This is a genomic window from Salirhabdus sp. Marseille-P4669, assembly GCF_900240405.1.
In the GTDB taxonomy this organism is placed as follows: Bacteria; Bacillota; Bacilli; order Bacillales; family Alkalibacillaceae; genus OEQK01.
Genome location: NZ_OEQK01000005.1, coordinates 247,199 through 273,288 on the forward strand (window position 1 = coordinate 247,199; position 26,090 = coordinate 273,288).

30 protein-coding genes and 1 pseudogene are annotated in these 26,090 nt (G+C 34.9%); 8 read left to right on the forward strand and 23 right to left on the reverse strand.

The annotated features are described in order from the left end of the window. Positions 1–12: 12 nt before the first annotated feature. On the forward strand, positions 13–285 hold the full coding sequence (locus C1A05_RS11705) for a hypothetical protein (RefSeq protein WP_102028418.1): 273 nt from the start codon (positions 13–15) through the stop codon (positions 283–285). 43 nt (positions 286–328) lie between these two features. Here C1A05_RS11705 and C1A05_RS11710 read toward each other — a convergent pair whose 3' ends face one another. Next, complete coding sequence (locus C1A05_RS11710) at positions 329–2,464, reverse strand: ATP-dependent Clp protease ATP-binding subunit (protein ID WP_102028419.1); 2,136 nt, start codon at positions 2,462–2,464, stop codon at positions 329–331. 216 nt (positions 2,465–2,680) lie between these two features. Here C1A05_RS11710 and C1A05_RS11715 point away from each other — a divergent pair, with 216 nt between their 5' ends. Beyond that, a complete protein-coding gene (locus C1A05_RS11715; protein ID WP_102028420.1) occupies positions 2,681–3,319 on the forward strand; it encodes a trimeric intracellular cation channel family protein in 639 nt (212 codons plus the stop codon). Positions 3,320–3,355: 36 nt separating this feature from the next. On the opposite strand, the gene C1A05_RS11720 is transcribed toward C1A05_RS11715, so the two are convergent. Beyond that, positions 3,356–3,991 carry a DUF3889 domain-containing protein gene (locus tag C1A05_RS11720; RefSeq protein WP_102028421.1) on the reverse strand — a complete coding sequence of 212 codons (636 nt, stop codon included), beginning with the start codon at positions 3,989–3,991 and terminating at the stop codon, positions 3,356–3,358. A gap of 195 nt (positions 3,992–4,186) precedes the next feature. Between C1A05_RS11720 and C1A05_RS11725 the strand changes: the two genes are divergently transcribed. Then, positions 4,187–4,645, forward strand: a complete 459-nt coding sequence (locus C1A05_RS11725) for a hypothetical protein (RefSeq protein ID WP_102028422.1) — start codon at positions 4,187–4,189, stop codon at positions 4,643–4,645. Positions 4,646–4,671: 26 nt separating this feature from the next. Here C1A05_RS11725 and C1A05_RS11730 read toward each other — a convergent pair whose 3' ends face one another. After that, positions 4,672–5,841: a TraB/GumN family protein gene (locus C1A05_RS11730; RefSeq protein ID WP_102028423.1), complete on the reverse strand. Its 1,170-nt coding sequence runs from the start codon at positions 5,839–5,841 to the stop codon at positions 4,672–4,674. Positions 5,842–5,903: 62 nt separating this feature from the next. Beyond that, entirely contained in the window at positions 5,904–6,197 is a 294-nt protein-coding gene (locus C1A05_RS11735; RefSeq protein WP_102028424.1) for a hypothetical protein, read from the reverse strand. Between the two features lie 272 nt (positions 6,198–6,469). Here C1A05_RS11735 and C1A05_RS11740 point away from each other — a divergent pair, with 272 nt between their 5' ends. Next, positions 6,470–7,207 carry a DsbA family oxidoreductase gene (locus C1A05_RS11740; RefSeq protein ID WP_102028425.1) on the forward strand — a complete coding sequence of 246 codons (738 nt, stop codon included), beginning with the start codon at positions 6,470–6,472 and terminating at the stop codon, positions 7,205–7,207. Between the two features lie 78 nt (positions 7,208–7,285). Here the strand turns inward: C1A05_RS11740 and C1A05_RS11745 are convergent, their stop codons facing one another. The 8 genes from C1A05_RS11745 to C1A05_RS11775 form a co-directional block, all read right to left on the reverse strand. Next, positions 7,286–7,570, reverse strand: coding sequence for a hypothetical protein (locus C1A05_RS11745; protein ID WP_234998494.1), 285 nt, complete (start codon positions 7,568–7,570; stop codon positions 7,286–7,288). 63 nt (positions 7,571–7,633) lie between these two features. Further along, positions 7,634–7,798: a hypothetical protein gene (locus C1A05_RS18180; RefSeq protein WP_200816493.1), complete on the reverse strand. Its 165-nt coding sequence runs from the start codon at positions 7,796–7,798 to the stop codon at positions 7,634–7,636. 2 nt (positions 7,799–7,800) lie between these two features. Beyond that, positions 7,801–8,796 (reverse strand): ring-cleaving dioxygenase, encoded by a 996-nt coding sequence (locus C1A05_RS11750; RefSeq protein ID WP_102028427.1) that lies wholly within the window; start codon positions 8,794–8,796, stop codon positions 7,801–7,803. A gap of 175 nt (positions 8,797–8,971) precedes the next feature. Further along, on the reverse strand, positions 8,972–9,433 hold the full coding sequence (locus C1A05_RS11755; RefSeq protein WP_102028428.1) for a GNAT family N-acetyltransferase: 462 nt from the start codon (positions 9,431–9,433) through the stop codon (positions 8,972–8,974). Positions 9,434–9,517: 84 nt separating this feature from the next. Further along, a complete protein-coding gene (locus C1A05_RS11760) occupies positions 9,518–9,985 on the reverse strand; it encodes a GNAT family N-acetyltransferase (RefSeq protein ID WP_373419474.1) in 468 nt (155 codons plus the stop codon). 241 nt (positions 9,986–10,226) lie between these two features. Continuing rightward, entirely contained in the window at positions 10,227–11,183 is a 957-nt protein-coding gene (gene corA / locus C1A05_RS11765) for a magnesium/cobalt transporter CorA (protein WP_102028430.1), read from the reverse strand. Positions 11,184–11,278: 95 nt separating this feature from the next. Continuing rightward, positions 11,279–11,812: a DinB family protein gene (locus C1A05_RS11770; RefSeq protein ID WP_102028431.1), complete on the reverse strand. Its 534-nt coding sequence runs from the start codon at positions 11,810–11,812 to the stop codon at positions 11,279–11,281. Between the two features lie 151 nt (positions 11,813–11,963). Continuing rightward, complete coding sequence (locus tag C1A05_RS11775) at positions 11,964–12,248, reverse strand: YciI family protein (RefSeq protein ID WP_102028432.1); 285 nt, start codon at positions 12,246–12,248, stop codon at positions 11,964–11,966. Between the two features lie 48 nt (positions 12,249–12,296). On the opposite strand from C1A05_RS11775, the gene C1A05_RS11780 reads away from it, so the two are divergent. Further along, a complete protein-coding gene (locus C1A05_RS11780) occupies positions 12,297–12,770 on the forward strand; it encodes a GNAT family N-acetyltransferase (protein WP_102028433.1) in 474 nt (157 codons plus the stop codon). A 69-nt stretch (positions 12,771–12,839) separates the two neighbouring features. On the opposite strand, the gene C1A05_RS11785 is transcribed toward C1A05_RS11780, so the two are convergent. The 4 genes from C1A05_RS11785 to sspO form a co-directional block, all read right to left on the reverse strand. After that, positions 12,840–13,847: a serine hydrolase domain-containing protein gene (locus C1A05_RS11785; protein ID WP_102028434.1), complete on the reverse strand. Its 1,008-nt coding sequence runs from the start codon at positions 13,845–13,847 to the stop codon at positions 12,840–12,842. A gap of 147 nt (positions 13,848–13,994) precedes the next feature. Further along, entirely contained in the window at positions 13,995–14,654 is a 660-nt protein-coding gene (locus tag C1A05_RS11790; protein ID WP_102028435.1) for a ribonuclease H family protein, read from the reverse strand. A 68-nt stretch (positions 14,655–14,722) separates the two neighbouring features. Next, a complete protein-coding gene (locus C1A05_RS11795; protein WP_102028436.1) occupies positions 14,723–15,781 on the reverse strand; it encodes a serine hydrolase domain-containing protein in 1,059 nt (352 codons plus the stop codon). Positions 15,782–16,053: 272 nt separating this feature from the next. After that, the gene (gene sspO / locus C1A05_RS11800; protein WP_102028437.1) at positions 16,054–16,203 is read right to left on the reverse strand and encodes a small acid-soluble spore protein O; all 150 of its coding nucleotides are present in this window, start codon (positions 16,201–16,203) and stop codon (positions 16,054–16,056) included. A gap of 206 nt (positions 16,204–16,409) precedes the next feature. Here sspO and C1A05_RS11805 point away from each other — a divergent pair, with 206 nt between their 5' ends. Beyond that, complete coding sequence (locus tag C1A05_RS11805) at positions 16,410–17,966, forward strand: ABC-F family ATP-binding cassette domain-containing protein (RefSeq protein ID WP_102028438.1); 1,557 nt, start codon at positions 16,410–16,412, stop codon at positions 17,964–17,966. A 127-nt stretch (positions 17,967–18,093) separates the two neighbouring features. Further along, positions 18,094–18,546 (forward strand): CBO0543 family protein, encoded by a 453-nt coding sequence (locus C1A05_RS18545; protein ID WP_102028439.1) that lies wholly within the window; start codon positions 18,094–18,096, stop codon positions 18,544–18,546. Between the two features lie 47 nt (positions 18,547–18,593). Here C1A05_RS18545 and C1A05_RS11815 read toward each other — a convergent pair whose 3' ends face one another. The 3 genes from C1A05_RS11815 to C1A05_RS11825 all read right to left on the reverse strand — a co-directional run bounded on the left by C1A05_RS11815 (position 18,594) and on the right by C1A05_RS11825 (position 22,291). Then, entirely contained in the window at positions 18,594–20,084 is a 1,491-nt protein-coding gene (locus C1A05_RS11815; protein ID WP_234998495.1) for an MFS transporter, read from the reverse strand. A gap of 292 nt (positions 20,085–20,376) precedes the next feature. Beyond that, a complete protein-coding gene (locus C1A05_RS11820; protein WP_234998497.1) occupies positions 20,377–20,751 on the reverse strand; it encodes a GNAT family N-acetyltransferase in 375 nt (124 codons plus the stop codon). 70 nt (positions 20,752–20,821) lie between these two features. Continuing rightward, positions 20,822–22,291, reverse strand: coding sequence for a potassium/proton antiporter (locus tag C1A05_RS11825; protein ID WP_102028440.1), 1,470 nt, complete (start codon positions 22,289–22,291; stop codon positions 20,822–20,824). A 162-nt stretch (positions 22,292–22,453) separates the two neighbouring features. Between C1A05_RS11825 and C1A05_RS11830 the strand changes: the two genes are divergently transcribed. Next, a complete protein-coding gene (locus C1A05_RS11830) occupies positions 22,454–23,623 on the forward strand; it encodes an MFS transporter (RefSeq protein ID WP_234998498.1) in 1,170 nt (389 codons plus the stop codon). Between the two features lie 119 nt (positions 23,624–23,742). Here the strand turns inward: C1A05_RS11830 and C1A05_RS11835 are convergent, their stop codons facing one another. From C1A05_RS11835 to C1A05_RS11850, 4 genes and pseudogenes are all read right to left on the reverse strand, one after another. After that, positions 23,743–23,952 carry a hypothetical protein gene (locus C1A05_RS11835; RefSeq protein ID WP_102028441.1) on the reverse strand — a complete coding sequence of 70 codons (210 nt, stop codon included), beginning with the start codon at positions 23,950–23,952 and terminating at the stop codon, positions 23,743–23,745. 189 nt (positions 23,953–24,141) lie between these two features. Beyond that, positions 24,142–25,201: pseudogene (locus tag C1A05_RS11840) on the reverse strand (LLM class flavin-dependent oxidoreductase). 33 nt (positions 25,202–25,234) lie between these two features. Further along, the gene (locus C1A05_RS11845) at positions 25,235–25,666 is read right to left on the reverse strand and encodes a VOC family protein (protein ID WP_102028442.1); all 432 of its coding nucleotides are present in this window, start codon (positions 25,664–25,666) and stop codon (positions 25,235–25,237) included. A 33-nt stretch (positions 25,667–25,699) separates the two neighbouring features. Beyond that, positions 25,700–26,062, reverse strand: coding sequence for a VOC family protein (locus C1A05_RS11850; RefSeq protein ID WP_102028443.1), 363 nt, complete (start codon positions 26,060–26,062; stop codon positions 25,700–25,702). Positions 26,063–26,090 lie beyond the last annotated feature (28 nt).

Below are 26,090 nucleotides of genomic sequence, written 5' to 3' on the forward strand. Positions count from 1 at the left end.
GGAGTGATTATAATGGTATATATTGTTCTTGGGAGTATTTCTCTATTATTTATATTGGTCTTGATATTTGCGGATAAATTTTCACCTCCATCTGGAGTAGAAGAAAAATGGGAAGCTGAATTCATCCCATTAGATCAAAATATCATATCATCTTTAACAAAGAATTATCAAATTCATGATATTTATAAGGTTTCCCCTTACACATTCATAGAAAAAGGTAATGTTACTCTTAGAATAATTAATGGAGATAAAGAAGTAGAAAAGTTAAAAATAGAGGTGAAATAAAAAACGCTTAGGAAACGAGATCCTAAGCGTTTTTCTTTTTAAGCTATTTTATGACAATTGCATCTTCTTCCACAACGACGTGAAGTTTCTCTACACTTTCTTCTTCTAAAAGAATATCTGCTATCTTATCCTCTAATTGCTCTTGAATGACACGACGTAAAGGTCGTGCACCAAATGCAGGATGATAGCCTAGTTCAATTAGTTTATTTTTAGCTTCTTCATCAATATCCAATTCGATTCCTTGCTTTATTACTTGAGTATGAAGTTCTACTAGCATCAAGTCTAGGATTTTGATAAGGTTTTCCTTACTTAACTCATTAAACTCAATAATTGAGTCAAAGCGGTTTAAGAATTCTGGTTTAAAATAGGATCCTAACGATTCTAGAATAGATGATTCTTTTTCCATATCGTTTGCGACAGATGTAAAACCTACTTTAATTGGTTTTTTATCTGTAATTCCTGCGTTACTGGTCATGATGATAATACTATCTTTGAAGCTAACAGTTCGCCCTTGACTATCGGTTAACCTTCCATCTTCAAGGATTTGCAAGAACATATGTTGTACATCTGGATGTGCTTTCTCAATCTCATCTAATAGAATGATACTGTAAGGATTACGTCTTACTTGTTCTGTTAATTGACCAGCTTCATAATGTCCTACATATCCTGGAGGAGAGCCGATTAATTTAGAAACAGAATGCTTTTCCATATATTCACTCATATCTAAGCGAATCATTGCATCTCGTGTTCCGAACATTTCTTCTGCTAGAGACTTCGTTAACTCTGTTTTACCAACTCCTGTTGGACCTACAAATAAGAATGATCCAATTGGACGGTCCTGTGATTTCAGACCTGCACGACTTCTGCGCATTGCCTTCGCAACTTTTCTTACTGCTTCATCTTGCCCGATTACTTTACTTTGTAGGTTTTGTTCAAGGTTTTTCATTTTTGCCTTGTCATTTTCCTGAAGTTTACCAACTGGTATCCCAGTTTTCGCTTCAATTAATTGAAGAATAAAGTTTTCGTCTACAATACCTTTTTCTTCCCTACCAGCATGAAGTTGTTTTTCCAATTCTAGTTCTTTGTCACGAAGGCTTGCTGCATCTTCATATCGTTCTTCCTTCGTTGCATTTTCCTTTAAAAGTCGTATTTCGGTTAATTTCTTCTGAATTTCGTTTTTTTCTGTTCCAACAGATAAGAGGTTTGCTTTTGAACCCGCCTCATCTAACAAATCAATCGCTTTGTCTGGCAAAAAGCGATCTTGAATGTATCGATGTGATAATGTTACACAAGCATGAATGGCATCATCTGTAAACTGAACTTTATGATAATCCTCGTACTTCAATTTTAAACCATTCAAAATTTCAAGTGACTCTTTAAGAGATGGCTCTTTTACCATCACAGGCTGAAATCGACGTTCTAATGCTGCGTCTTTTTCAATTTGTCGATATTCTTTTAATGTGGTTGCACCAATCACTTGAAGCTCACCTCTTGCCAGTGCAGGCTTCAATATATTTCCAGCATCCATTGACCCTTCCGCAGCACCAGCACCAACCAATTGATGGATTTCATCAACGAATAAGATGACATTTTCTCTTGATTGAAGTTCTTGGATAATATTCTTAAGTCTTTCTTCAAAAGAGCCTCTAATTCCAGTACCAGCTGTTAAAGATGCAACATCCATTACATATAACTCTTTATTTAACAGCTTAGCTGGAACTTCTCCTTGTATAATTTTTAAAGCTAGTCCTTCTGCAATAGCTGTTTTACCAACACCCGGCTCACCGATTAATACAGGATTATTTTTGTTTCTTCTATTTAAAATCTCTATAACTCGTTCTACTTCCTTATCTCGTCCAATAACTGGATCAATAGCCCCTGCTCTTGCTTGATCTGTGACATTTCGTCCAAATTGGTCGAGTACACCATTTTGTTCTTGTCCAGTATTTGATTTTAGATTTTGATTGTAATTCATCGATGAGGAAGGATTGGATCCCATTCCTTTAAATAATTCATCAATTGGAAAACCAAACGGACTATGAAACCCAGAAGGCTGTTTATGCTTCGCCTGCTGATTCTTGAAACATGCATGACACATATTTAGATGCGACTTTTCTCCATTAACATGTGTAAACATTTGTACAGTTGCTTGATTTTGTTTACAAATTTGACATAACATAAGATAACCTCCTGTATGATTAGCATATATTTTACTATTTAATTTGACTTTGACTTTCTTTGACCTTCGAATGATTATATTATACTTTGACCTTTTTTGACTTTCAAGTCCTTTGCTTCATTAATTCGTTATCCTAAAAAATATTAATAATGTTCTATGCATTTTCTAATAAAACTGTTACGATAAATGCATCATCATGGTAAAGGGGTATTACGATTGACTTGGGAAATTTTTAATATAATCGGAACAATTGCTTTTGCAATTAGTGGTGCAATCGTTGCGATGGAAGAAGAATACGATATTTTAGGAGTATATATATTAGGACTTGCAACTGCATTTGGTGGTGGAGCAATCCGAAATCTTTTAATAGGGATTCCTGTTTCGGCTCTTTGGGATCAAGGGCTATTATTTTTGCTTGCTATCATTATTATAACCCTTGTATTTTCTTTCCCACTTGGAGCTTTAAAGCACTGGAAAAGGTGGGGAACCTTTACCGATGCAATAGGCTTGTCGGCTTTTGCTATTCAAGGATCTCTATATGCAACTAGTATGAATCATCCTATAAGCGCGATTATCATTGCAGCTTTATTAACTGGAAGTGGCGGTGGTGTCATCCGTGATTTATTAGCAGGAAGAAAACCAGCATTATTAACCGGGGATATATACGGTGTTTGGGCAATGCTGGCCGGTCTTGCCATTGGTTTAGGCTTTATTAATGAAACGTGGGGTTTATATTTGGTATTTGTGGCAGTAATTCTATTACGGATGTTAACAGTCCAATATAATTGGCACCTCCCTTATCGTTCCTTGAAAGAAGATCGTTCGTCTTCTTTTAGTCAAAATAGTGGAATGTAAAAACGCTAACCCTACTTGTTAGGATTAGCGTTTTATTTATCTTTCTTTAATATCAAAGGAAATTACCCGGTCTGTGTTTGGATTATAAATGACATTACCTTGAACGCGAATTTGACCATCATCTGGGGATTCTAATACAAATTCATATGTTTCTTGTGTCTGATTTGCTGAAATGCTTTTTTTCTCTACTTGTTTATAATCTGTTATGTTGTAACTTGGATATGCAACTTGTGTAACCTCTAATAAATATTTCCCCCACTTTTCTTCTTCTAGCTCAGGGGATGATAATATTTCAATATTTATCACACCTACTTCCGGTCTTGCACCGAGTGCTTCAAATGCTCTTTTGTGTAAGTTTAAACGATTAGCTGGATATCCTCTTACTTTGTCTACTACGGTAACAATAACTTCTCTAGGACCTAATGACGTATAATGTCTTACTTTAATTGTTTGACCGCAAGTAAATGGAGACTGCTCCCCTACTGCAACGGTCATATATTGATTTTCCGACCAAGGAATTCCACAGTTTGTAACTTGTCCTCCATCTGTCCAGGTAGCTTGCCCACGAACTGGTCGTTGACGATGATAATAATGATTGGAATATGGTAAATAAGCTTCATGAGAATTCCAATAATAATTCTCACGATACCAATTAGGATTGTAATAATACATAGTAAGACCTCCTCTTTTCCTATAATGCAGTTTATGAGAAGACGTGGTTGTATGGTGACTAGAAAAGAAAATTACTTTTCATTTAAATTACAAATTCTGTTACTTTTATGGTTATTAGAGAATAAAAAGGGAGTCTAATTAAATAATAAAATTAAGCAATCCTATTTGAAGTAAATTAGCAAAGGATCGAAAAACGTGGACAAAAAAGAAGCTATCTTTTGGAGCATCGCGCTTCCCGGATTTGGACAATTGTTAAATGGTCGATATATAAAAGGTATACTCTTTATTTTTTTGGAGTTTTTAGTAAATGTACAGTCCCATTTTAATCTTGCAATTATGGCAAGTTTCCAGGGTGAAATAGCAAGAGCATTTCAAGTAATTGATTACCAATGGCTCATGTTTTACCCGTGTTTGTACTTTTTTGCAATGTATGATGCGTTTCGAGACGCAGATATAATAAAAGATCGTTACATATTTCTTCCATTTGTTTTCTGTGCTTATTTTGTAACAGTAGGATTAATGATATCTCCTAAAGTTACTTTTTTCGGGTTATCTTTAGGACCGGTGTTTTTACCTATGTCTTTCGTTATTCCTGGTTTGATTGTAGGGTTTACGATTCGGAGAATTTTTTTGGCTACACAACGAGAAACTTAAGTCGCAGTGTAGCCAAAATTTGTTGTTTAGAAGTTTTCTAAAAATACTCGAATGATATCTGCTCCACCAATAAATGTTCCTAATGAACTACCCAAGTTAGCAAAGACAACAACAAGTAATATTCGTGTTACTTTGTTTTGCCAGAAGCCCTTCACTGTTAATACATCATCGGATAGCTTTTCGAAATCACTAACATTTGGTCGATGAAAATAGGCTTGTACAAAACCAGCGAACCATCCAGCAGCTGTAATCGGATCTAACGATGTAATAGGAGCTGCTATAAACGCTGTAAGAATCGTTAGTGGGTGGGCAAATGCTAATGCAACACCGATAGCAGACAAAGATCCATTCCATAAGATCCAGCTTAAGGTCTGATCCATTGCCGCAGATGGATTTGCATTAAACGTTAAGAAAATTAAGGTTAAAATGACTATTGGTATCGTCCAAGCAATTACTTTTGGCCATTTAGACTTAGGTGGTCGCGCATTCAACTTCTTTAAGTCGTGCTCTTTCTTTATTTCTTTTGTAATACCAGGAACATGAGCTGCTCCGAGAACTGCAACTATTTTATCCCCTTCAGCCTCTTTAATCTTTTGACTTAAGTATTGATCACGCTCGTCAATTAATGGTGTTTTTAATTTAGGGAAATTCTCTGTAAAATCATCCAGCATAGAATCCAACATATCTTGCGTTTTTAATTTTTCAAGCTCTTGTTCCGAAATTTCTTCACGACTAAATATACTATAAATAATTTGAGTGAGAAGCTTCATCTTCCCCCAAAAACCTACATTACTCCATATTCGAGCAAAGGTAATTTGTATGTTACGATCGGCTAAAACAAGATTTGCACCAACATCTTTAGCAGATTCAATACCTTGGATCATTTCTTGCCCAGCATTGATTCCAAATTGATTTGCCATTCTTTTTTGAAATGAAGATATAGCTAAGTTAATTAATAACAGAGTTGCCTTTTTTTCCTTTATCACTTTAAAAATATCTTTTTCTTGCCACTTTGAACCTTCTGTAATCGACTGATACCGCTGTTCATCCAACTCAATGCATACGGAATCAGGTTTTTCTGCTTCAATAATTTCTTTTACCTGTTCAGCGCTTTGCTTTGACACATGTGCTGTACCGATAAGTATGTATTCTTTTCCATCAAGCTGTAATCTTGTTATATTTTCATTTTCAGACATAGCTACCATCCTTAATCTTTGTCAATATCCACTTCTTTTATAATAAACTAGATGACTTAAAATTAGAATGAACTTTTATTAATTTCCCGTTTATACGCATCGATAAATTGCTCTGGTGTCGATTTTATTTTATAGGAATAGACTCCTTTACTTGTATGCAAATACAAAAATCCAACATCTCGCCCAATCATCCGATAGGAAATATCAAACACTTTCTGAATAGGAAATTCTCGATATTGAGAACAAATCTTGTCCTTATATAAAATCAATTCACGCTCTTCTTCAATATCTTTTTGTTCTGTGCTGCTCACATGTCTTTGTACCTTATAGTAAGGATGTGTAGCTAAAACTTGCATGTAATACCTCCAAAACTTATGGCATCTTTTCATTCTTAACTTTAGACTTCATCTGGCTATAATGCAACTTGAAAGAAGTTATAACATTTAGTGAGGACGATCATGATGTACTCTAATTTCACCTACCTTTTCCCATAATTTAATGCCTCTAATATTACCATTATAGTTCGCTCTAAACGTTATCAATTCCTTTTAAAATGTATGAGCAAGTCTTTTTGAGCAATACTTTGTCTATGATAAACTAAATACATATTATTGAATGAGGTGTTTACATGAACATACAGGTTTGGTCCGATTTTGTTTGTCCCTTTTGTTATATTGGTAAAAGAAGATTAGAGCTTGCTCTTGAACAACTTCCTTTTAAAGATGACGTTGAAGTAGAGTTTAAAAGCTTTGAATTAGATCCTAATGCTTCTTTCTATTCTGGAAAAAGTATTCATGAAGCTCTTGCATCAAAGTATGGAATGAGTGTAGAGCGTGCGAAGGAAATGAACAAAGGCGTGGGTGAGCAAGCTGCATCTGTTGGTCTAACATACAATTTCGATGAGATGAAACCAACTAATACCTTTACTGCCCATCGGCTAGCAAAATTTGCGAAAGATAAAGGCAGTGAAGTTGAGAAAAAAATGACCGAAAAACTGCTCTATGCTTATTTTACAGAATCTCGGTTAATTAGTGATGAGGAAACACTCGCTGATATTGCCGAAGAAGTAGGATTAAATAGACAAGAGGCATTAGAAGTGATAAAAGATACGAACAAGTATGCAAATGAAGTGCGTATAGACGAGAGTGTCGCACAGCAATATGGTATAACTGGTGTTCCTTTCTTTATTATCAATCAAAAATACGCGATTTCAGGTGCTCAACCATTAGAGACATTTACTTCTGCACTTCAAAAGGTTTGGGAAGAAGAACACCCTAAACCTACATTTCAAGATTTATCAACGAATACGGATGCTATTTGTACGGATGATGGTTGTACAATACCAAATCAAAAGGATAGTAAATAAAAACTGTGGGCGGTTTTTTCCGCTCCTTTTTATTATTCAAAAACAAGGCACCCCGTTAAAGGTGCCTTGTTACAATTGTTATTCTATACTGTTGTATTCTTCCTCAATCAACTTTATGGTTTCATCCAATTCAATGCCCCAATGGTCATTTCTTTTTTGAAAAATAGTATTCCCATTCTCATCCATTAATGCATAGCCACGATATGCAATGTCCCCATTACGCATACCAATTGGATCGATAATCTCCAATTCAGGATCTGATACAAAAGGTAAGCTCTTTCCATATAACCTTTTGAGTTCCTCATATAAAAGCTTTTGTTCTTCAGGGCTGTCCGCACTTATAATATAAGTGTCAACATCCATATTTAATGACTCTAATTTATCTAGATTTTCGTGCAACTTAACTAGTTGCTGTTGACAAGTACCTCAGGTGTAAGTAGTAATAAAGAAAAATAGAGTAGGTTTATCACCAGGAAAAGTAACATCTACGTTATCCTGATTTTTTAAAACCACCTTATCTACATCTCCTTGTCCACAAGCAACTAGAAATAACGTGATGATTAATGAAAAAACGGTAAGCTTTTTTTTCATAGTTAGTTCCTTTCTTCATTATATTCCTTTTCAAAGTTAATAGTGCTTCGAACCGTATCAATAGGTCTTACAAGCTTTTCTATTTGTTCTCGTTTAGGCTCTAGGAATGGTGGTAACGCTAGCTTTTCCCCAAGTGTTTCATAAGGTTCATCTCCCATAAAACCTGGCCCATCTGTTGCAAATTCGAACAAAATTTGTGGAGCAACATTTGCATATAAAGATTCAAAATAGAAACGATTCACATAGCCTGAGGTACGGAAACCGAAATTAGCCATACGTGTTATCCACGCTTCTAATTCTTCACGATCTTCCACTCTAAAAGCAGCGTGATGCACAGTACCAAAGCCTTGTCGTGCTGGTGGTAAAACAACGTTATGTTCTACAATAACTCGAGCACCATTACCTCCTTCTCCAACTTCAAACAAATAAGTAGATCCATCTTTTGCAATTTGTTTAAATTGCAACACCTTTTCCATTACTTCCTTGAAATAGTCAAACTGTTGAATTCTCACTACAATAGGACCCAATCCAGTAATTGCAAATTCTAAAGGAATCGGACCTTTTTGCCAAGGTGTACCTGAGGGAACCCCATTCTGACCTTCATCTGATATCAATTGATATTGTTGTTCATCAAAGTCTACAAAGGATAATGTTTGCACCCCGAATTGTTCTTGGATTCCCGTATGTTTTACATCTAGTCGATTGAATCGCTCCACCCAGTATTTTAAAGCCTCGTTCGTTGGTACACGAAACGATGTTTTATAAATTTCATTTGTTCCATGAACTCCCTTTGGTATCCCTGGGAAATCAAAAAAGGTCATATCTGTACCTGCACTGCCCTTATCATCTGCAAAAAATAAATGATACGTTTGAATATCATCTTGATTCACTGTCTTTTTAACTAAGCGCATTCCAAGAATATAGGTAAAAAACTCATAATTCTTTTCTGCACTACTCGTTATTGCTGTAACATGGTGCATTCCTTTTAATCCATTCATAATAGTCCTCCATATTGTTTACGTATTATCTATATTTTTGCTTACTTTTTGATAATTAATCGAGTAAAAATACTTCTATTTTAATTATCTCTAATTAAAGATAATATATCATGAATGTGGATAGAATGCAAAATTGCAGCATATAACTTTAACATTTATATGTAATTCCATTTCCTTACAAAACTTTTGACATGTAGTAATCCGTAATTTCATACCCCATACTTTTATACAATTGAATTGCTGTTTCATTATAAGCAAATACGTGCAAACTAATTTTTTCTATAGCGTTAGATATTGCATATTCGTCAAGTGCTTGCATCGTTTCTTTACCGTAACCTTTTCCTCTAGCCTCTTCCTTTAAATAAACATCATAAATAAAGGCTTGTTTCTTATTTAATTCCACATAAATCCATAAATGTCCAATGCTGTTTTGTCCCTGTTGAATCGTGAACAATTTATGATCTTTTGTGTTAAGTCCCTGTGGTAATAATTGGTCAAACTGTTTCGCTGCATTTTCATTAGCCTCCTTTTCTGACCAGTTACCCGCTTTAATATGACCTTTTGCATATTCTCGAACCGAAAAACGATAAAAATCGATATATTCCTCTTCTGACATTGATACTAGGTCAATCGCCACCTAGACCATCCCTCTCCATATTACTATTTACGCTTACTTACTAATTGCAGTATCTTCTCGTGAAACAGATTATTCTTCCGTTCATTATTCCACAAATACAGATAAATCTCTCCAGCAGTATGCCATCTCCTCAACTTTAAGTCCTTCTATAAAGGTAGTATCTAAAAGTACTGGATTGTATTTTTCATAAAATGTTCTGGATGGATTGTCTTTTATCACCCAAACAAGCATGGAATTATAACCTTTGTTTCGTAATTCTTTCACCAACTTCCGAACCAATTTTTCTCCAATTCCCATACGCTGATAACGTTGCAACAAATAAATGGCGTAAAGCTCTGATTCGACATTATATCTACCGGTTCGTTCCTCTCCACCATCAATATAGCCAATTATTTCTCCTTCCTCATTTTCAGCTACAAAATTTATATGCGAAGGATTGTTTTTTTCAAAGATGTTTCGCCATTTGTCTTCCCTTTTTTCATATGATAAACGAGCTAAAATTCGTTCATCCACAATTCCTTTGTATGTTGTTCTCCAGGAATCTACGGACACCTTAGCAATCCCTTTTACATCTTTAATGGAACCTTTTCGAATTGTATAAATGTGTATTCACTCCTTTACCACACTATTATTTCTGCGTACACATTTGAAAGTCCTCCTTAAACTAATTTTCTTATTTCTATATGCTGTTCCTTCTTAAAATCCGCTTCACACTAAAAAATTCAAGCCGAAAACGAGAATACTCTTCCCATTTTCGGCTTGTTAGAAATTTGTGATAAGATCATCTTTACCTCTATTTAAACCATCCTTTACGCTTAAACCAATAGTACATAGAAACTGCTATAATACCCATTATTCCCAGTGTTACGAAATAGCCGAGTGACCAAGACAACTCAGGCATATTTTCAAAATTCATCCCATAAATTCCAGCGATAAACGTTAGTGGAGCAAATATCGAAGTTATAATCGTCAGGACCTTCATTACATTATTCGTTTGATGAGAGTTTAAGGAAAGATAATTGTCGCGAATATCTGCTGTCATTTCTCTATTGGACATTACCATTTCGGAAAGCTTTAATAAATGGTCATATATGTCCGAAAAATATTCTCTCCTTTCCATTACTCCGTTCAAATGATGTGAATTTAACATTCGATATAGAAGGTCACGCATTGGATTTATGGAGTGCCTTAAATTTAAGAGCATATTCCTTGTTTCAAATAGTTCCATCATTAAATCGTTCATGGATTTATTTTGAGTATTGTCCTCAATCTTATCTAACTCATCTTCAATTTTATAAATTAATGGAAAATAGTTATCCACAATCTTATCTAAAATTTGATAAAACACATAAAAAGTATCCCATTGACTCACATCTGCATGTGCTATTAAACGATTCCATACTTGGGTAACCTCTGCTGCAATAACCCGATGAAAGGTGACAACAAAATTTTCTCCCACAAAAAAATTTAATTGTTCTTTTAAAATTTCCCGTTCTTCCTCCCGTACGATGTGCGTTACATAAAAGGTATGATTATCATAATAATCAAGTTTAGGACGCTGTAATCTTTGGGTGCAATCTTCAACGGCTAGTGGGTGAAAATGTATTGTTTTTTCTAGATGTTCAATTTCGTCTTCAGTTGGTTCACTAAAATCGATCCAATACCATTTGTATTTTGTAAAATCGACATGGTTAATAGATAAATCCTGCTCGAGCTTATTTTCATATGTAATTCCAATCATGTTTATCAATACTGCTACACCTCTTGCGCAATTAGATATGTTCCTTCTTATTCATTTCTATAAATGTATTATGTATGTATTATTAATTAGTATCTTATTTCTAATTAATCCTTTTTCTTTAAAACACTCAAATATGCAATCCATGGTCCAACGTCATCCCGATATCGATTTGCCATTACTCTAACAATTTGGGATATGTGTGTTAAATCATGAACCACCCATGTAGAAATTAATTCCCGAACTTTCACATTCCCAAACTCCGGGTGTAAACCAGTTTGATCAAAGGAATCTTTCTCCCCAACTAAGTGAGTTAGTTCTTTAATATTTTGCTGACGAATTGCTTGAAAGTCATTAAGAAGGTTTTCCATGGATTTACATTCATCTTTATTCAGATGAGAGAATCGATCAAACGGAGGAAATGGTTCCTTTTTTTCTTGTTGATGTAAAATAAAGGTTAATCGCGGAATCCAATTACTATGTTCTGCTTCTATAAGGTGTTTTATAACTTCATAGGTATTCCATGTACCCTCTCCCTCATTACAGTGTAGCCAGCTATCCGATAAACCTGTCAAAAAGTGTTTTAATGTTACAGGAGTACTTTTTAACAGCTCAATGGACTCGTTAAGAGTAAAATTCATTTCTCGTTCCCCCTTGTTTTTTAAACGGACAATTTTTTTCAATCCGCGTATGAAAAAAGAGATGCTTAGCACCTCTTATAACGCCTTTTGCATGTCAAATATGTTATATTATCAATTTGATTGTTTGGATTAATTATCAGATGGTTCTTACCTACTCTATGTGTAGTAAGGCTTCGTTCAAAACAAGTTCCCATTCATGAATAACGTATTCTCTAGCATTATGCACTACGTATGGATCCTTTTTTGCAAATTCCGTTACCTCATCAATAGAATTTGCACGGTAAATAACCATTCCGCCATTCCCATCTGCAAATCTACCATTAGCTATAATATGACCAGCATTTCTCATATCTTCCAGATACTTTAAATGTTGCGTGCGATATTGTATACTCTTTTCAACATCTATCATAGGTAGTAGTACAGCATAATATCTCATTCTTCACCCCCTCGCTAACGAAATTTCATGAAAAGTGGTGTTCAAATAATGGATCTATATAGTAAGGATATGACGATAACCGAAGCAAAAGAAATACTAAATTGGAAATATCCAAAACCATATGATTTTTATAACAATGCCCTTTCAGTAGATGCAATGGATGAGTTGTTAAATGGAGATTATCAAGCTATTTTTAATCGTAATGATTTATTAGTAGGTTTTTTCTGTGTAGGAAAATCCGCTCAAGTTCCTGCTGGCAGCAAAATAGGTGTATATAAGGGAAATTACATAGACATGGGGCTAGGAATGCATCCCTATTTAACAGGAAAAGGTAATGGAAATACTTTTTGCACATATATCTTGAACAACATTCAGGAGCACTATAAAACGAAATCCGTACGATTAACGGTTGCTACTTTTAACACTAGAGCAATCCACCTTTATAAAAATCTTGGATTTATTAAACATCAAGAATTTTCTAATGGTAGTACAAATTTTATAACAATGATTCATTCCGAGTAGTAGTAATCTATTTATCTATTACACCCTATTGTATTTTGTCATGTTGATAGGATGTAATAGATTTATATTTTATTTCAATAATTCTTCTTCAATCCCTTTAAGGATATCAAAAGCACCATCAGATTTGTTTGAGCAAACGGTAACAAACGATGATGTATTAGGATAATAACCAGAATGAAAACTAACCCCAGGATCATAACCCATTACATGATACTTTACGACATCATCTTGGTCTTTTCGTATCCAAACGCCATATCCATAAAAACTGTTGTCATTTACCTGAATGTGAGGTTTCAATAGCTTCTCTGTCGTATCCTTATTGAGTAGATCAAAGGATAGAAGTGCTCTCCATAATTTTTCCATGTCCTTTGATGTCACATATATTCCTCCATCAGAACCACCTTTAACAGGTAAGGAGTAAATATTCGTTTTCCAACTGCCATCCTTATGATCAATATAGCCATATGCTGTATTCATCGGTAATGAATCAAACGAAAAGAAACCTGAGTCCGTCATATTAGCTTTATTCAGAATAAACGTTTGAACGTAATCAGTGAAATTGTAGTTTGAAATTTTTTCAACAAGTAAACCTAATACAATATAACCAGCATTATTATAGTGAAATCTTTCTCCAACACTATGTTTCATAGGCAAGTTTTTAAATAATGGTAAGAAATGTTTTAGTTCTCGAAAAGTATACATTGGATTTTGAACCCATAATTCTTCAAAGTCGTCCATCACTTCTTCATCAAAGTAATCTGGTATTCCGGAAGTATGTGTGAGTAAATGGTGAATTGTAATATTCTCATGAATATGTGGCAACTCATCGCCAAAAAAATCTTTTATTCTCGTGTTAAAGGAAAGTAAACCTTTCTCAGCAAGTTGGCATGTTGCAATGGCTGTAAATAGCTTACTTCCTGAGGCAATGCCAAAGCGCGTGGAGGAATTATTTTTTAATTCCTCCGCACGATTTGCATAACCAAAACTACCATCATATTGAAAAGCATCACCGCTTATCAAAATCGACCCAGAAAAATCTATGTTTCTACTAATCTCTGAAATATTATTATTAATCATCTTCTATCCCCTTCATTGTAAATTTCCTAAGACTATTTCGTTATCTAAAAAACATCTCCCTTATGATTACTATTAAAAATAACATTTTTTTCTAAATTTAGCAAAAATAAAGAGATGTATTGTGTACACCTCCTTATTTGTTAGATGTTATAAATTTATTTCAACCGTACTCATAATTTCTATATCATTTAATGCTTGAGTCGCTAACTGATCTGCTTCTCTATTTTCTTTTCTAGATACAAGATTATAATGAGGTGTTACCCCTAACTTTTTCATTCTATTTTCTATTCGATCCGCCCATTTTGATAAGTCTTCTTCATAGCTTGGCCATTCCCCATTTAATTGGTTAATAACCACTTGAGAGTCACCGATAATCGTAATGGGTAAATGTTTTACACCAAGCATATCAAGTTCATGTAAAGCAAGATGTAAGGCAGCATACTCCGCTTCATTATTAGTTTTCATTTCTTCAACTAATGCATTTTTTCTTAATCGGTAACATTTTTTGTTTTGCTCATAATAAATGGCACAACCAAGTCCAGCTCTCTTTGACTGTTTATCGAAACCTCCATCAAAGTAAAGTTTTATATTGTGAGGCTCTGTCTCTACTTCTTTCACAAAATTCTTTAGTTCTTTTTCGTTCCATGTCGTATCATTCGAATCAACAAAAGTTAAGTCATTCATACGACCTGTCTTTTTCAGATCTTCCGCAATTAATAAAGCCTTTTCAACAGTCATATCATCTGACTGCATATATGTACTTGTTCCTTTTGGAGTGCGATAAGTAAATCCAATTTTGACATCCATGTTATAGCCACCTTGCAAATTTTACTTTAGTCTATTAATAATAGTATTTACATTTATTCATTTAATCATTACGCAATAGGAATAGATGTTTCGACAAACTCGTTATATAGCTCACCAATTATACCTTGCAATTGGTGAACACCTAAATCCGCGTTCGTCATTATTACCATCGCTTTATCCAAATAAGGATAAGCAACAATCATACTTTGAAATCCAATACCCCATCCAAAAGAAGCTAGTTCTAAATGATTTTTTGAATAATCGAGGAAAATTCCCAATCCAGCCCAATGCATACTTCCTTGTGCCTGAATTATTTCCTGTATATTATGTTTAGATAAATGTAGCTTACTCGTTCCTTTTAATCCATTTACTAATTCCAATACTAATAAAGCCAGATCTATAGGAGTTGTCCATAATCCCGATGCCGCAAAATATGGATAAACCGGATACTTACCTTCCACAACTTCCCCATTTTTATTGTGACCACTTGAAAAGTTATTACATTTAGTCGTATTCCAAAGCTCTGAATGTAAATATGTGCTGTTCTTCATTTTTAATGGTTTCAAAATATACTCACTCATCGCTTCAATAAATGTTTTACTAGTATTTTCTTCAATAATTTGCTGGATAATGCAGAACCCAGCATCTGAATAATGGAACTCGGATTCTATTATGTAGGAAGGTTCAATTGGTGAATTACAATGGCGTGACTTCCCCTGGAGAAGATCTATTATGGTAGGCGTTTTTTCTGAAAGCGGAATAGAACCAAAACTATTCTTCGGATCTTTTATACCTGCTTGATGACTCAGTAAATTCCGCAACGTTACTGGTTTATTTACTGTAAATGTGTTTCTTGGTACTTTCCATCCCTTTACTGTTTTATTAATATCTACATCTAAATCTAATATCCCTTGCTCAACTAATACCATTACTAACATGGAAGTAGCGAATTTGCTTATCGAGCACGCATTTAGAATAGTATGTTTATTTATTTCACTAGCTGTACCTTTTTCTCTTACACCATAACAATGTTCCTGGATACTTCCGTTCTCCAAAATAGCGATACTTACACCAGGTACGTGATAATTCGCCATTTGTTCTTCTATATTTCGAAATTCAATGCTCATGTAAGACCTCCCTATTCATTTCATTACGCTAATTATAACACAAAACAGAACAAATGTTCTCCGTTATTGTGATTTTTTTTCATTCTATCCTTACCATTAGAAAGCACTTCTCTCTAATCAAGAAGTGCTTTCTAAATGTATATTCTATAATCTATCTATTCTTTCTTTTTCGATTTTGACGAGACAGTTCTTTATCTAATGCGTTTAATTCTTTTTTACTTTTGTTCTTCTTTTTTGGTTTCGTCATCATACTCCTCCTAAGACGGTGTTAGTTATTGTCTTTTCTTTGTTTTTTTGTTATTAGCTTTTTCATTTGATGTTAGTGGTTCATTTGCAAATTCATGATCAAACTGCTTTGCTAAATTTTTTCGAACAGCCTGTTCATCACTTACGCCATCGTTTAATTTTTTCTTTTTGCCCATGGCATCCACCTCCATGTTTGTATTTTGGCTAACCTGTTACGTTATTATGTTTTAAAGCCACAAATCCATCTGCACTTATTTCTAACATCGCTCGATTTACAAAAGGAATTCCTACATCGAAAACAAATTCGTTTCGTGACATATCACCAATTCTCAGCTTATAATAGGTAAAGTGAATCTTATTAGAAAAAGGTGTTTATGAAATCATGAGTTTACTAACAGTTCAAAATTTAAGTCACGGTTTTGGAGACCGCGCCATATTTGAAGACGTGTCATTTCGATTATTAGCAGGTGAACATATTGGACTTATTGGGGCAAATGGTGAAGGTAAGTCCACATTTATGAATATTATTACTGGAAAAGTAGAACCTGATGCTGGAACGATTTCGTGGTCAAAGCATACAAGAGTAGGCTACTTAGACCAACATGCAGTATTAAAGCAAGGGATGACAATCAGAGATGTGTTAAGAACCGCATTTCAATATTTATTTGATATGGAATCTGAGATGAACCAACTCTTTGCCAAAATGGGTGAGGTAGAACCTGAAGAACTAGAAGCCCTACTTGAGGAAACAGGTCGTATACAAGATGCATTAACAAATAATGATTTTTATACGATTGATGCCAAGGTTGAAGAAATAGCAAATGGACTGGGATTGAATGATTACGGTTTAGATCGTGATGTCCACGATTTAAGTGGTGGTCAACGTACGAAAGTTTTGCTAGCGAAGCTTTTATTAGAAAAACCAGATATACTCTTATTGGACGAGCCTACAAACTATCTGGATGTAGAACACATTCAGTGGTTAAAAAACTATTTATTGAATTATGAGCATGCATTTATTCTTGTATCTCATGATATCCCATTCCTAAATAGTGTAATCAATGTCATATACCACGTTGAAAATCAACAATTAACCCGGTATCCTGGTGATTATGATGAATTTTTGCGTGTTTATGAAATGAAAAAACAACAACTTGAGGCTGCTTATAAAAAACAACAAAAGGAAATTGCGAACCTTAAGGATTTTGTTGCCCGTAACAAGGCCAATGCAGCGACTAGTAAAATGGCAATGTCTCGTCAAAAGAAGTTAGACAAAATGGATATTATTGAACTAGATGCTGAAAAGCCAAAACCCCATTTTGATTTTAAACTTGCCCGAACTCCCGGCCGATTTTTATTTGAAACGAAGGATTTAGTAATTGGGTATGAGGACCCATTATCAAAACCTTTAAACCTAACGATGGAAAGAGGTCAAAAGCTTGCTTTAACCGGTGCAAATGGAATTGGGAAAACAACTTTATTGAAAAGTATCCTTGGGGCTCTAAAACCAATTTCTGGCTCTGTTCAATTAGGAGAACATCTTCACATTGGGTACTTTGAACAGGAAATAAAGTCAAAAAATGGAAACACCTGTATTGAAGAAGTATGGGATGAATTCCCTCATTTCACTCAATATGAAGTGCGATCTGCATTAGCACGTTGTGGCCTTACTACGAAACACATTGAAAGTAAGGTGCAGGTTTTAAGTGGTGGAGAAAAAGCAAAAGTACGTTTATGTAAGTTAATGAATAGAGAAACAAATTTACTCGTATTAGACGAACCAACAAATCACTTAGATGTCGATGCGAAGGATGAGTTAAAAAGAGCACTAAAAGAGTATAATGGCAGTGTCTTACTTATTTCACACGAGCCGGACTTTTACAAAGATATCGTTACAGATATTTGGAACGGTGAAAGTTGGACAACGAAGGTATTTTAAAAAAGAGAAACAGTACTTAGATTTTAAATAATCCAGTACTGTTTTTCTTTTTCAGTTATACGTTTAATCTTTCACAAATGGGTTTAAACTGAAGATATCATAATTAAAAAGGGTTGGTAACCTTTTCATGGTATTTTTAATAATATCTATCATTATTTTTCACTTCATTTTATATTTAGTTCCTAAAAAAATAAAACGGCATGAAATATACAGTATTGCTCTATTTTCTATTGTTTTAGGATTTTGTTCCGACGTCCTTTTTGATCTGAAATATAATTTCTACGGTTATTTCGAAAAAGGTCCACAACTTGCAGGTTTTTTACCTATATTGGGGCTTTTCTCTCCTGCTGGTATTTTATTTTTGAACTTCTATCCTTTTCATAAAACAATAGCGATGAAATGCACTTATATTTTGGTGTGGACTTTATTTTGTTTAGTATTCGAATACTTTTCCATTGTTTTTGGCTTCTTTTACCATAACGAATGGAAGTTTCTTTATTCCGCTATCGCCTATCCTATTCTGCTATTACTGCAGATAGTGCACTTCCGTATTTATCAGACATATACAAGAAAGTTATAAAAAGCATGTGGTTGCCACCTTCGTGTTTTAAGGCTATTTATTCCTATTTATTCAATATCAATATTATCCTCTTTTCGTTCCTCAATTTCTTTCTTTTCATCACGCCACCATAAAGCTTCTTCTGGTTCTTCTAATATCTCCTTTATTTCTGATTGCTCTTCTACTGCTGGAGGTGAACCTCTTAAAGCACGGCCTGCAGTTTCCTTCAAGAATATGGTTACAACGACTATTCCAACAAGTGATGCAAATATAACATAATAAGCGGGTATCATCCGATTCATTGTTGTGCTAATTAGCCACGAGACAATAAGTGGCGTTGTTCCACCAAATAGAGAAGCGGATATATTATAGGTAATTGCCAAAGCGCCATTTCGGACACTCGTAAAAAACAAAGATGGTAAAAGTGCCGGCATGGTCCCTTGAAAAGAAGATGAGAAAATGGCTAATATCATTAATCCTAAAAAGACGAGTATCGTATTCCCGCTTCCGATTAACATAAAGGCTGGTATCGATAGGATTACTAAGCCAATTAATCCACCTTGTATAATCTTTTTTGCACCAATTCGGTCACTAAAGTATCCCATTAATAAGACGATCGGTATCATAATAACCATCACAATGACAATGAGAAGTAAACCCTCCGCTTCTCCATAGCCTAGCACAGCAGTCAAATGGGAAGGCATGTAAGATAATACCGTATAATTCACCACATTATAGAAAAATACAACAAACATACCAATTAAAATTGGTCGCCAATGATATTGTAAGATATCCTTCACGGAAGCATGTTCATCATCATCTGTTTTCGCTTCTTCCATCGCTTCGAATGCAGGTGTTTCCTCCAGTTGATTACGCAAATAAAAACCGACTAATCCAATTGGTGCGGCGATAAAGAATGGTATACGCCAACCCCATTCAAGCATTGTTTCATCACCTAAGATAAATGTTAACAATGTAACAACACCGGCACCAGCAATATAGCCAACTAACGTTCCAACCTCTAATCCACTTGACATAAAGCCCCTTCTTTTATCTGGAGTGGATTCAGCAATAAATGTCATCGCTCCAGAATATTCTCCACCAGTAGAAAATCCTTGAACTAATCGAGCAACTAACAATAATACGGTTGCTGTAGAGCCAATAGATGCATAGCTTGGAATTAAACCGATAGCCAAAGTAGCGATGGCCATCATAATTAACGTAATCGCTAATACTTTTTTTCTTCCAAGCCTATCCCCAAGCATTCCGAAAAAAATGCCCCCGATAGGTCGTACTAGAAAGGCAACAGCAAAGGTTGCAAAGGAATATACTAATTGCATTGGCCCACTAGCAACAGGAAAAAATACTTGTCCAATAGTAGCAGCTAAGTAAGAGTAAATACCAAAATCAAACCATTCCATACCATTACCAACCGCTGTAGCAATAACGGCTTTACGTGCTGACTCGGAGTCAACCACTGTTATATCGTCTCGCTTTAACTTAGGTTTAGATTTTTTCTTACGCTTTCTAATTTTATTATCCTTCCTGTTATCAGACAATGTGTACACCTCCCTGTTCTACTTACTTTTTTAATTTGTGCCATTTACATCTAATTATTAGAATCACACGCTTTTTGCTGCTTAACTGGTATTTACTAAAACCTTTTAAACAGCAAAAAAAGAAACCTTAAAAATTCTCTTTTTTAAGGTTTCTTTTTGAGGAAACAGCTTTATTTTGTTTTTACCCATTTATACATTAAAACATCATCTACATAAGTGGTCTCGTCTAATTTTACCTCGCAAAATTTACGCCCTTCTTCCATAAAACCAAGCTTTTTATATAAAGCGTAGGCTAGTCATTAGAGGAAAGAACAGCTAAACTAACTTTATCAATTTTTGGGTTGCTTTCTGCCCATTCAATTAAATATTCCACTAGTTTTCTACCTATACCTATGTTACGATAATCCTCATGAAGCATGACTCCAAATGTTCCTGTATGGGACATTTTTTTCAATCGCGAAGCTTTAAATAACAAAAATCCAACAACCTCACCATTATATTCAGATACAATCATTGTATCCGTATCGCTATGTAAAACGTCGTGAATGAATTGAACCTGCTCCTGCAGTGTCCTTGTAAACTCTTCTGGTGTGTTTAATAAATAATTATTTTCTTTAATGACATCTCTTTGTATCTTTAACGTTATTTCTGCGTCCTTTATTTGCACATTTCAAATGGTTACATTTTTACTATTCACGTACTTCCCCCATTAATCCCTTAGAAAACGATTAATTTGACTATTTTTCTCTGTTTTTTTTCAATTGGATTTCATCATTCCCTAAAAGGGCTATTTTGGCATCTTTTCTCTTATCCTTATCGACTAATACAAACAAAGTATCTCCCTTTTGGATAACCGATGAACCTGTAGGTGTTAATAAATCCTTATTTCTTGTAATTCCAATTACTAATGTTTCAGAAGGTAAAACAAGGTTCGTTAAAGACATTCCAACAGCAGGAGAATGTTTGTTTATAGAAATACGCATAATTTCTGAATCCGTATTTCCTAAATTAATAAGCTCAATGCTGGAGTGATCATCATCCTCATCTCCTACAAGACCAAGCTTCTCCGCTAAGTTGGAAAGCGTACTTCCTTGCACTAACGCTGAGATTAAAACAACGAAAAATACGGTGTTAAATATTAAATTGCTGTTCTCCAGTCCTGCAAGTACAGGGTATGTTGCCAATACGATTGGTACAGCGCCTTTTAATCCAGCCCATGATATGAATAATTTCTGATTCAAATTATATTTCATAAACATCATACTAATAAAAACAGCTATTGGACGAGCAATAAATACCAAAATGATAGCAATTAAGATACCTTCCCAAAACACGCCGAGCAACTGTTTTGGAAATACTAATAGTCCTAAAAGTGTAAACATTACAATTTGCATCATCCATGCAAAACCCTCGTTAAACCGCAAAATCGAGAAACGATGGGTTAAATCACTATTCCCTACAAATACAGCCATTACGTATACTGCTAGTAATCCACTTCCATTAAAATAGTCTGTTACTGCGTAAGTTAAAATTGCAGCACCCATTGCTAAAACTGGATACAGTCCGGATATATCTAACTTTATATGATTTATGATGAGAACAGTAAGCTTCCCAAAAATAAAACCTAAACCAAGACCGAGCCCCATTTGTAAAAAGAAGCTTCCAATTGCAGCCCAAATAGACATATCTGGAATTTGAATCAATTCAATTAACGTAACAGTAAGAAAGACTGCCATCGGATCATTAGAACCTGATTCAGCTTCAAGAGTGGCTGTTAATCGCTTGTTAAAATTTTTATTACCTAAAACAGAAAATACTGCAGCAGCATCCGTAGAACCAACAATGGCGCCTAAAAGCAGCCCTTCCAATAATGAAAAGTCGAGAAAGTACATCGCTGCCAATCCAGTTACGAACGTAGTGATTAACACACCTAGCGTTGCTAACGAAGCAGCCGGCCCTAATATTGGTTTGATTCTTCTCCATTTTGTTTGAGTTCCACCATCAAACAAAATGATTATTAATGCCATCGTACCGATAAATTGAGTAAGATGTACATCTTCAAAGTAGATAAATCGATTTAGTAACATACCACCAGCTAAGAAGAGGATTAGAGCGGGAAGTCCTAAACGAGAAGAGAATTTTGTAGCCATTACACCTATAATTAACATTATAGATAGTAGTAATAATAGTCCATCAACAAGGCCCATATACTTCCTCCTTTCAATGGTATACATACTAAGTATAGTATATAAAACGAGAAATCGTCTAAGAAATGGTCTTCAGGACGGCCAAAAATTTTCCGAGAGAATGATTAGAAAGCCCGTCTTTTTTGTCCGCTAAAGGCATACAGATATGTTGAGGTGAAGAAATTGAAAAAGACAACAAGGGACAAATTACATATCTTTATCGTCATGTTTTTTATCGGGTTAATCATGCGAATTCAAATGCCAGTGTTTACACCTTTTGCTTCAACACTCGGGGCATCAAGCATTATTATTGGAATCATTCTAAGTGTTACATCTTTTTCAAATTTAATTGGTAACGTAATTGCTGGCCCTCTTATTGATCAATATGGTAAAAAGGTATTTATCGTTGTGCCAATGTTAGCTTCTGCAATTCTATTTTTTTTACATGGAATGGCGTCAAGTTCTACTGATTTAGTCATCCTCCATGCTATGAATGGTTTTGCATTAGCATTTCTAATTCCTGCAGCGTTCACCCTTCTTTCTGGTTATGCGAAAAACAATCGGCAACAAGGGAAGAACATGGCTGTCTACGGTATCCTATCCACTATTACTGGTATTGTTTCTCCAATGTTGGGTGGAACATTAGTAGAATTTATTGGATATGAAAACACTTATTTTTTTATCGGCACCGCAATGCTACTCACAACGATTTACACATTTTTTTATCTGAGAGATAGACAACTAGTCGTAGTGAATAATGCATTTCAAAAGAAACAAGAGATACATGCTAAAAAAATGAACTCCAACTTATCCATGATCTATTTAATTGCTTTTGCGGTTATGTATTTACATGGGGTTCTTGTTTATGAGATTCCCTATTTAACAGTAGATCAAGGTATTTCTACTTCTGACACAGGAAAACTATTTAGCTTTATGGGCATCGGAACTTTACTTACTTTGTCATTATTTTTTATTCATCGATTTGAACCGTTACATCGTCTTTTAACAGGTTTAACCGGTATGTCTTTGGCAATCTACTGCATCCTTGTAACTAATTTACCCCTTTACTTACTATTATTACTCATCGGTATATTTTTTGGTCTAATCATGCCTGCAATGGCAACAGCTATTACAGAACGGACGCCTAGGGAAATGCATGGAAAAGCATTTGGCTATTTATCCGCAGTATATTCACTAGGAATTATCACAAGTTCTTTTATTACAGGTGCAGTAAGAGATTTTATCTCACCGTATTTTATTGGGTTTTTAGTTGGGATGCTTGTAGTTACTATGATTATTTATAATAAAATACATCAAACAGACCAACCAAAACAGGCATTTGTTAACAATTGAGTAAAACAAACCGATTTTTTAAAATAAAAGGAATCGGTTTGTTTTACCGTTATATTATTCCATATAAATCTATTTCAAGTCACACACTTATCCTTAAAACGACTTCATAACTATTTTCCTTAACTTCCCCCGAAAAAATTACGGAATTTATCAAGCTCTTCCTTTGTATACGTTTTATTTTTATCAAAATAAGGGTTATCTTCAATAGGATCTTTCGGATCAAGATTTGTCTTCATCGATATCGTACCCTGTTCATTACCTTCCGAAATTAATCGATCTGTAAGGTCATCAAATTTTGGTAATTGATTCACTCCTTTTTCATTATCCAACAAGTACACCTCCTTTTTATTTGTAGGGTGTACCTACAATTTCATTTTATTCTAGTTTTGTTTAGCTGGATGGGTAAGGTTTGATGAAAACCAAAGTTGAATACCATTACCTTTATGTGCCTATGAAAAAGGGGTATTTTCACACAAAATAGGAGTATTCCCATTTGGAATACTCCCACTTTCAATTGCTTAGTGATTCGTTTGTGCTTCTTCCCATATGGAAACTTCTTTTTTCACAATAGGCGCTACTTCCTTACCTAGCAGCTCAATTGCTTTCATAACATCATGATGTGGCATCGATCCTACTGGAACATGTAACATGAAACCGTGTGATACCAATATTTTTTCTTAAATAAATAATCTTTTCTGCGACTGTCTTGGAATCTCCAATATACAATGCTCCTTCAAAGCTTCTGGTAACATCATATGCTTCCCTTGTTAAGGGACTCCATCCTCTTTCTCGGCCAAGTTTATTCATCGCATATTGGTACGATGGAAAAAATTTATCCGCTGCAAGCTCATTGGTTTCTGCGACGAAGCCATGGGAATGTGATGCAACGGTAAGTTTAGAGGAATCATGACCAGCTCGTTCCGCTGCTTGTTTATACAATCGTACAAGCGGCTCAAATTGTAATGGTTTACCCCCAATAATTGCTAAACATAGTGGTAATCCAAGACTTCCTGCCCGAATTACGGATTCAGGAGTTCCCCCACTTGCGATCCATATAGGTAAAGGGTTCTGTACTGGCCTCGGGTACACACCACGATTATGTATTGCAGAACGGTGTTTTCCGTTCCATGACACTTTTTCAGATTCTCGTATTTTCAAAAGTAGCTCTAACTTTTCATCAAAAAGCTCATGATAATCATTTAAATCATATCCAAATAAAGGAAAGGACTCAATAAAGGATCCTCTACCAGCCATTATTTCTGCTCGCCCGTTCGAGATAGCATCAATAGTGGAAAAGTCTTGAAAAACACGAACAGGATCATCAGAAGAAAGTACGGTTACAGCACTTGATAACCGTATATTCCTTGTTCTTGCAGCTGCTGCGGCAAGTATAATTGCCGGAGCTGATGCTGCATAATCTGATCGGTGATGTTCTCCAACACCATATACATCTAATCCAACTTCGTCAGCTAAGACGATTTCTTCAACCACTTCTCGTATTCGTTCTGCATGACTTTTCACTTGATTGGTTTCCACATCTGGAGTAGTTTCCACAAAAGTAGTAAGCCCAATTTCCATTAGATTTTGCCCCTTTAATGTTATAAAGATTCGTTATATGTTTTGTTCGTCTTTCAGGTTATACTTTTCTTTAAATTCCGGACTTAGTTCGCTCCATACATCGAATAGGTTCCCATCCAAATCATAAAACACAAAATTATTCCCGGGATGTCCACGGTCTTCAATTTCACCAACCTGTACTTGCTGCTCTTTTAGAGTTTGATGTAATAAATGTAGTTGATCAAGACCATTCACTTCAAAAGTCTGTGTAAAATGTACATTATTATTACTATCTCGAAAACTATTTTTTTCATTCGATTGAGCTTTTACAAGGAAAAATGCTTGATTTGCAAAATCCAAAATCGCTTTTTCCTCGTTTCTAAAGTTTTCTACTGCACCTAGTTTATGCTGGTACCATTTGGATGCCACTTCAGGATTTGTAACTGGTACATACGTTGTACCAACTCGTTTAATGATACTATTCATATTAGTACACTCCCCTTTTCCTCTCATCGTTTATTAAAACGTAACAAGCTCAAATACATTTCCATCTGGATCGAAAACTTTGAAAAAACGCATACCATCTCCACCATGAATGTCATCTACTTTATAGCCATTTGATTTCAAAAAATGATGCATTCCGTCAACATCCTCCGTATAAAAGTTAAAGGCAATGTGTTCTTGCTTCGGCACCTTATCCACTTGATAAAGCGTTAATGCGGTTTTTTCATCACCTTTCTCTTGAAAACGAAAGCCTACGTATTTTCCATCACTACTTCGATAAATTACCTCAAAAGGAAATACGTTAAGATACCACTCCTCCGATTTTTTTAAATTTGTCACAGGTACAAAGACTGCATCAATCCTACTTACTTTTTTCAAAAAAACACCTCCTAATTAATAAACGAAT

Coding starts and splice junctions, on each gene's coding strand:
- C1A05_RS11805 (WP_102028438.1), top strand. CDS start 16,410: ATGAGTTTACTAACAGTTCAAAATTTAAGTCACGGTTTTGGAGACCGC.
- C1A05_RS11730 (WP_102028423.1), bottom strand. CDS start 5,841: ATGTCTGAAAATGAAAATATAACAAGATTACAGCTTGATGGAAAAGAA.
- C1A05_RS11795 (WP_102028436.1), bottom strand. CDS start 15,781: ATGAGCATTGAATTTCGAAATATAGAAGAACAAATGGCGAATTATCAC.
- C1A05_RS11750 (WP_102028427.1), bottom strand. CDS start 8,796: ATGAATGGATTAAAAGGAATGCACCATGTTACAGCAATAACGAGTAGT.
- C1A05_RS11770 (WP_102028431.1), bottom strand. CDS start 11,812: ATGAATTTTACTCTTAACGAGTCCATTGAGCTGTTAAAAAGTACTCCT.
- C1A05_RS11780 (WP_102028433.1), top strand. CDS start 12,297: ATGGATCTATATAGTAAGGATATGACGATAACCGAAGCAAAAGAAATA.
- C1A05_RS11845 (WP_102028442.1), bottom strand. CDS start 25,666: ATGAATAGTATCATTAAACGAGTTGGTACAACGTATGTACCAGTTACA.
- sspO (WP_102028437.1), bottom strand. CDS start 16,203: ATGGGCAAAAAGAAAAAATTAAACGATGGCGTAAGTGATGAACAGGCT.
- C1A05_RS11720 (WP_102028421.1), bottom strand. CDS start 3,991: ATGTATTATTACAATCCTAATTGGTATCGTGAGAATTATTATTGGAAT.
- C1A05_RS11790 (WP_102028435.1), bottom strand. CDS start 14,654: ATGGATGTCAAAATTGGATTTACTTATCGCACTCCAAAAGGAACAAGT.
- C1A05_RS11775 (WP_102028432.1), bottom strand. CDS start 12,248: ATGAGATATTATGCTGTACTACTACCTATGATAGATGTTGAAAAGAGT.
- C1A05_RS11735 (WP_102028424.1), bottom strand. CDS start 6,197: ATGCAAGTTTTAGCTACACATCCTTACTATAAGGTACAAAGACATGTG.
- C1A05_RS18545 (WP_102028439.1), top strand. CDS start 18,094: ATGGTATTTTTAATAATATCTATCATTATTTTTCACTTCATTTTATAT.
- C1A05_RS11705 (WP_102028418.1), top strand. CDS start 13: ATGGTATATATTGTTCTTGGGAGTATTTCTCTATTATTTATATTGGTC.
- C1A05_RS11785 (WP_102028434.1), bottom strand. CDS start 13,847: ATGATTAATAATAATATTTCAGAGATTAGTAGAAACATAGATTTTTCT.
- C1A05_RS11825 (WP_102028440.1), bottom strand. CDS start 22,291: ATGGGCCTTGTTGATGGACTATTATTACTACTATCTATAATGTTAATT.
- C1A05_RS18180 (WP_200816493.1), bottom strand. CDS start 7,798: ATGAAAAAAAAGCTTACCGTTTTTTCATTAATCATCACGTTATTTCTA.
- C1A05_RS11740 (WP_102028425.1), top strand. CDS start 6,470: ATGAACATACAGGTTTGGTCCGATTTTGTTTGTCCCTTTTGTTATATT.
- C1A05_RS11710 (WP_102028419.1), bottom strand. CDS start 2,464: ATGTTATGTCAAATTTGTAAACAAAATCAAGCAACTGTACAAATGTTT.
- C1A05_RS11745 (WP_234998494.1), bottom strand. CDS start 7,570: ATGGATGTTGACACTTATATTATAAGTGCGGACAGCCCTGAAGAACAA.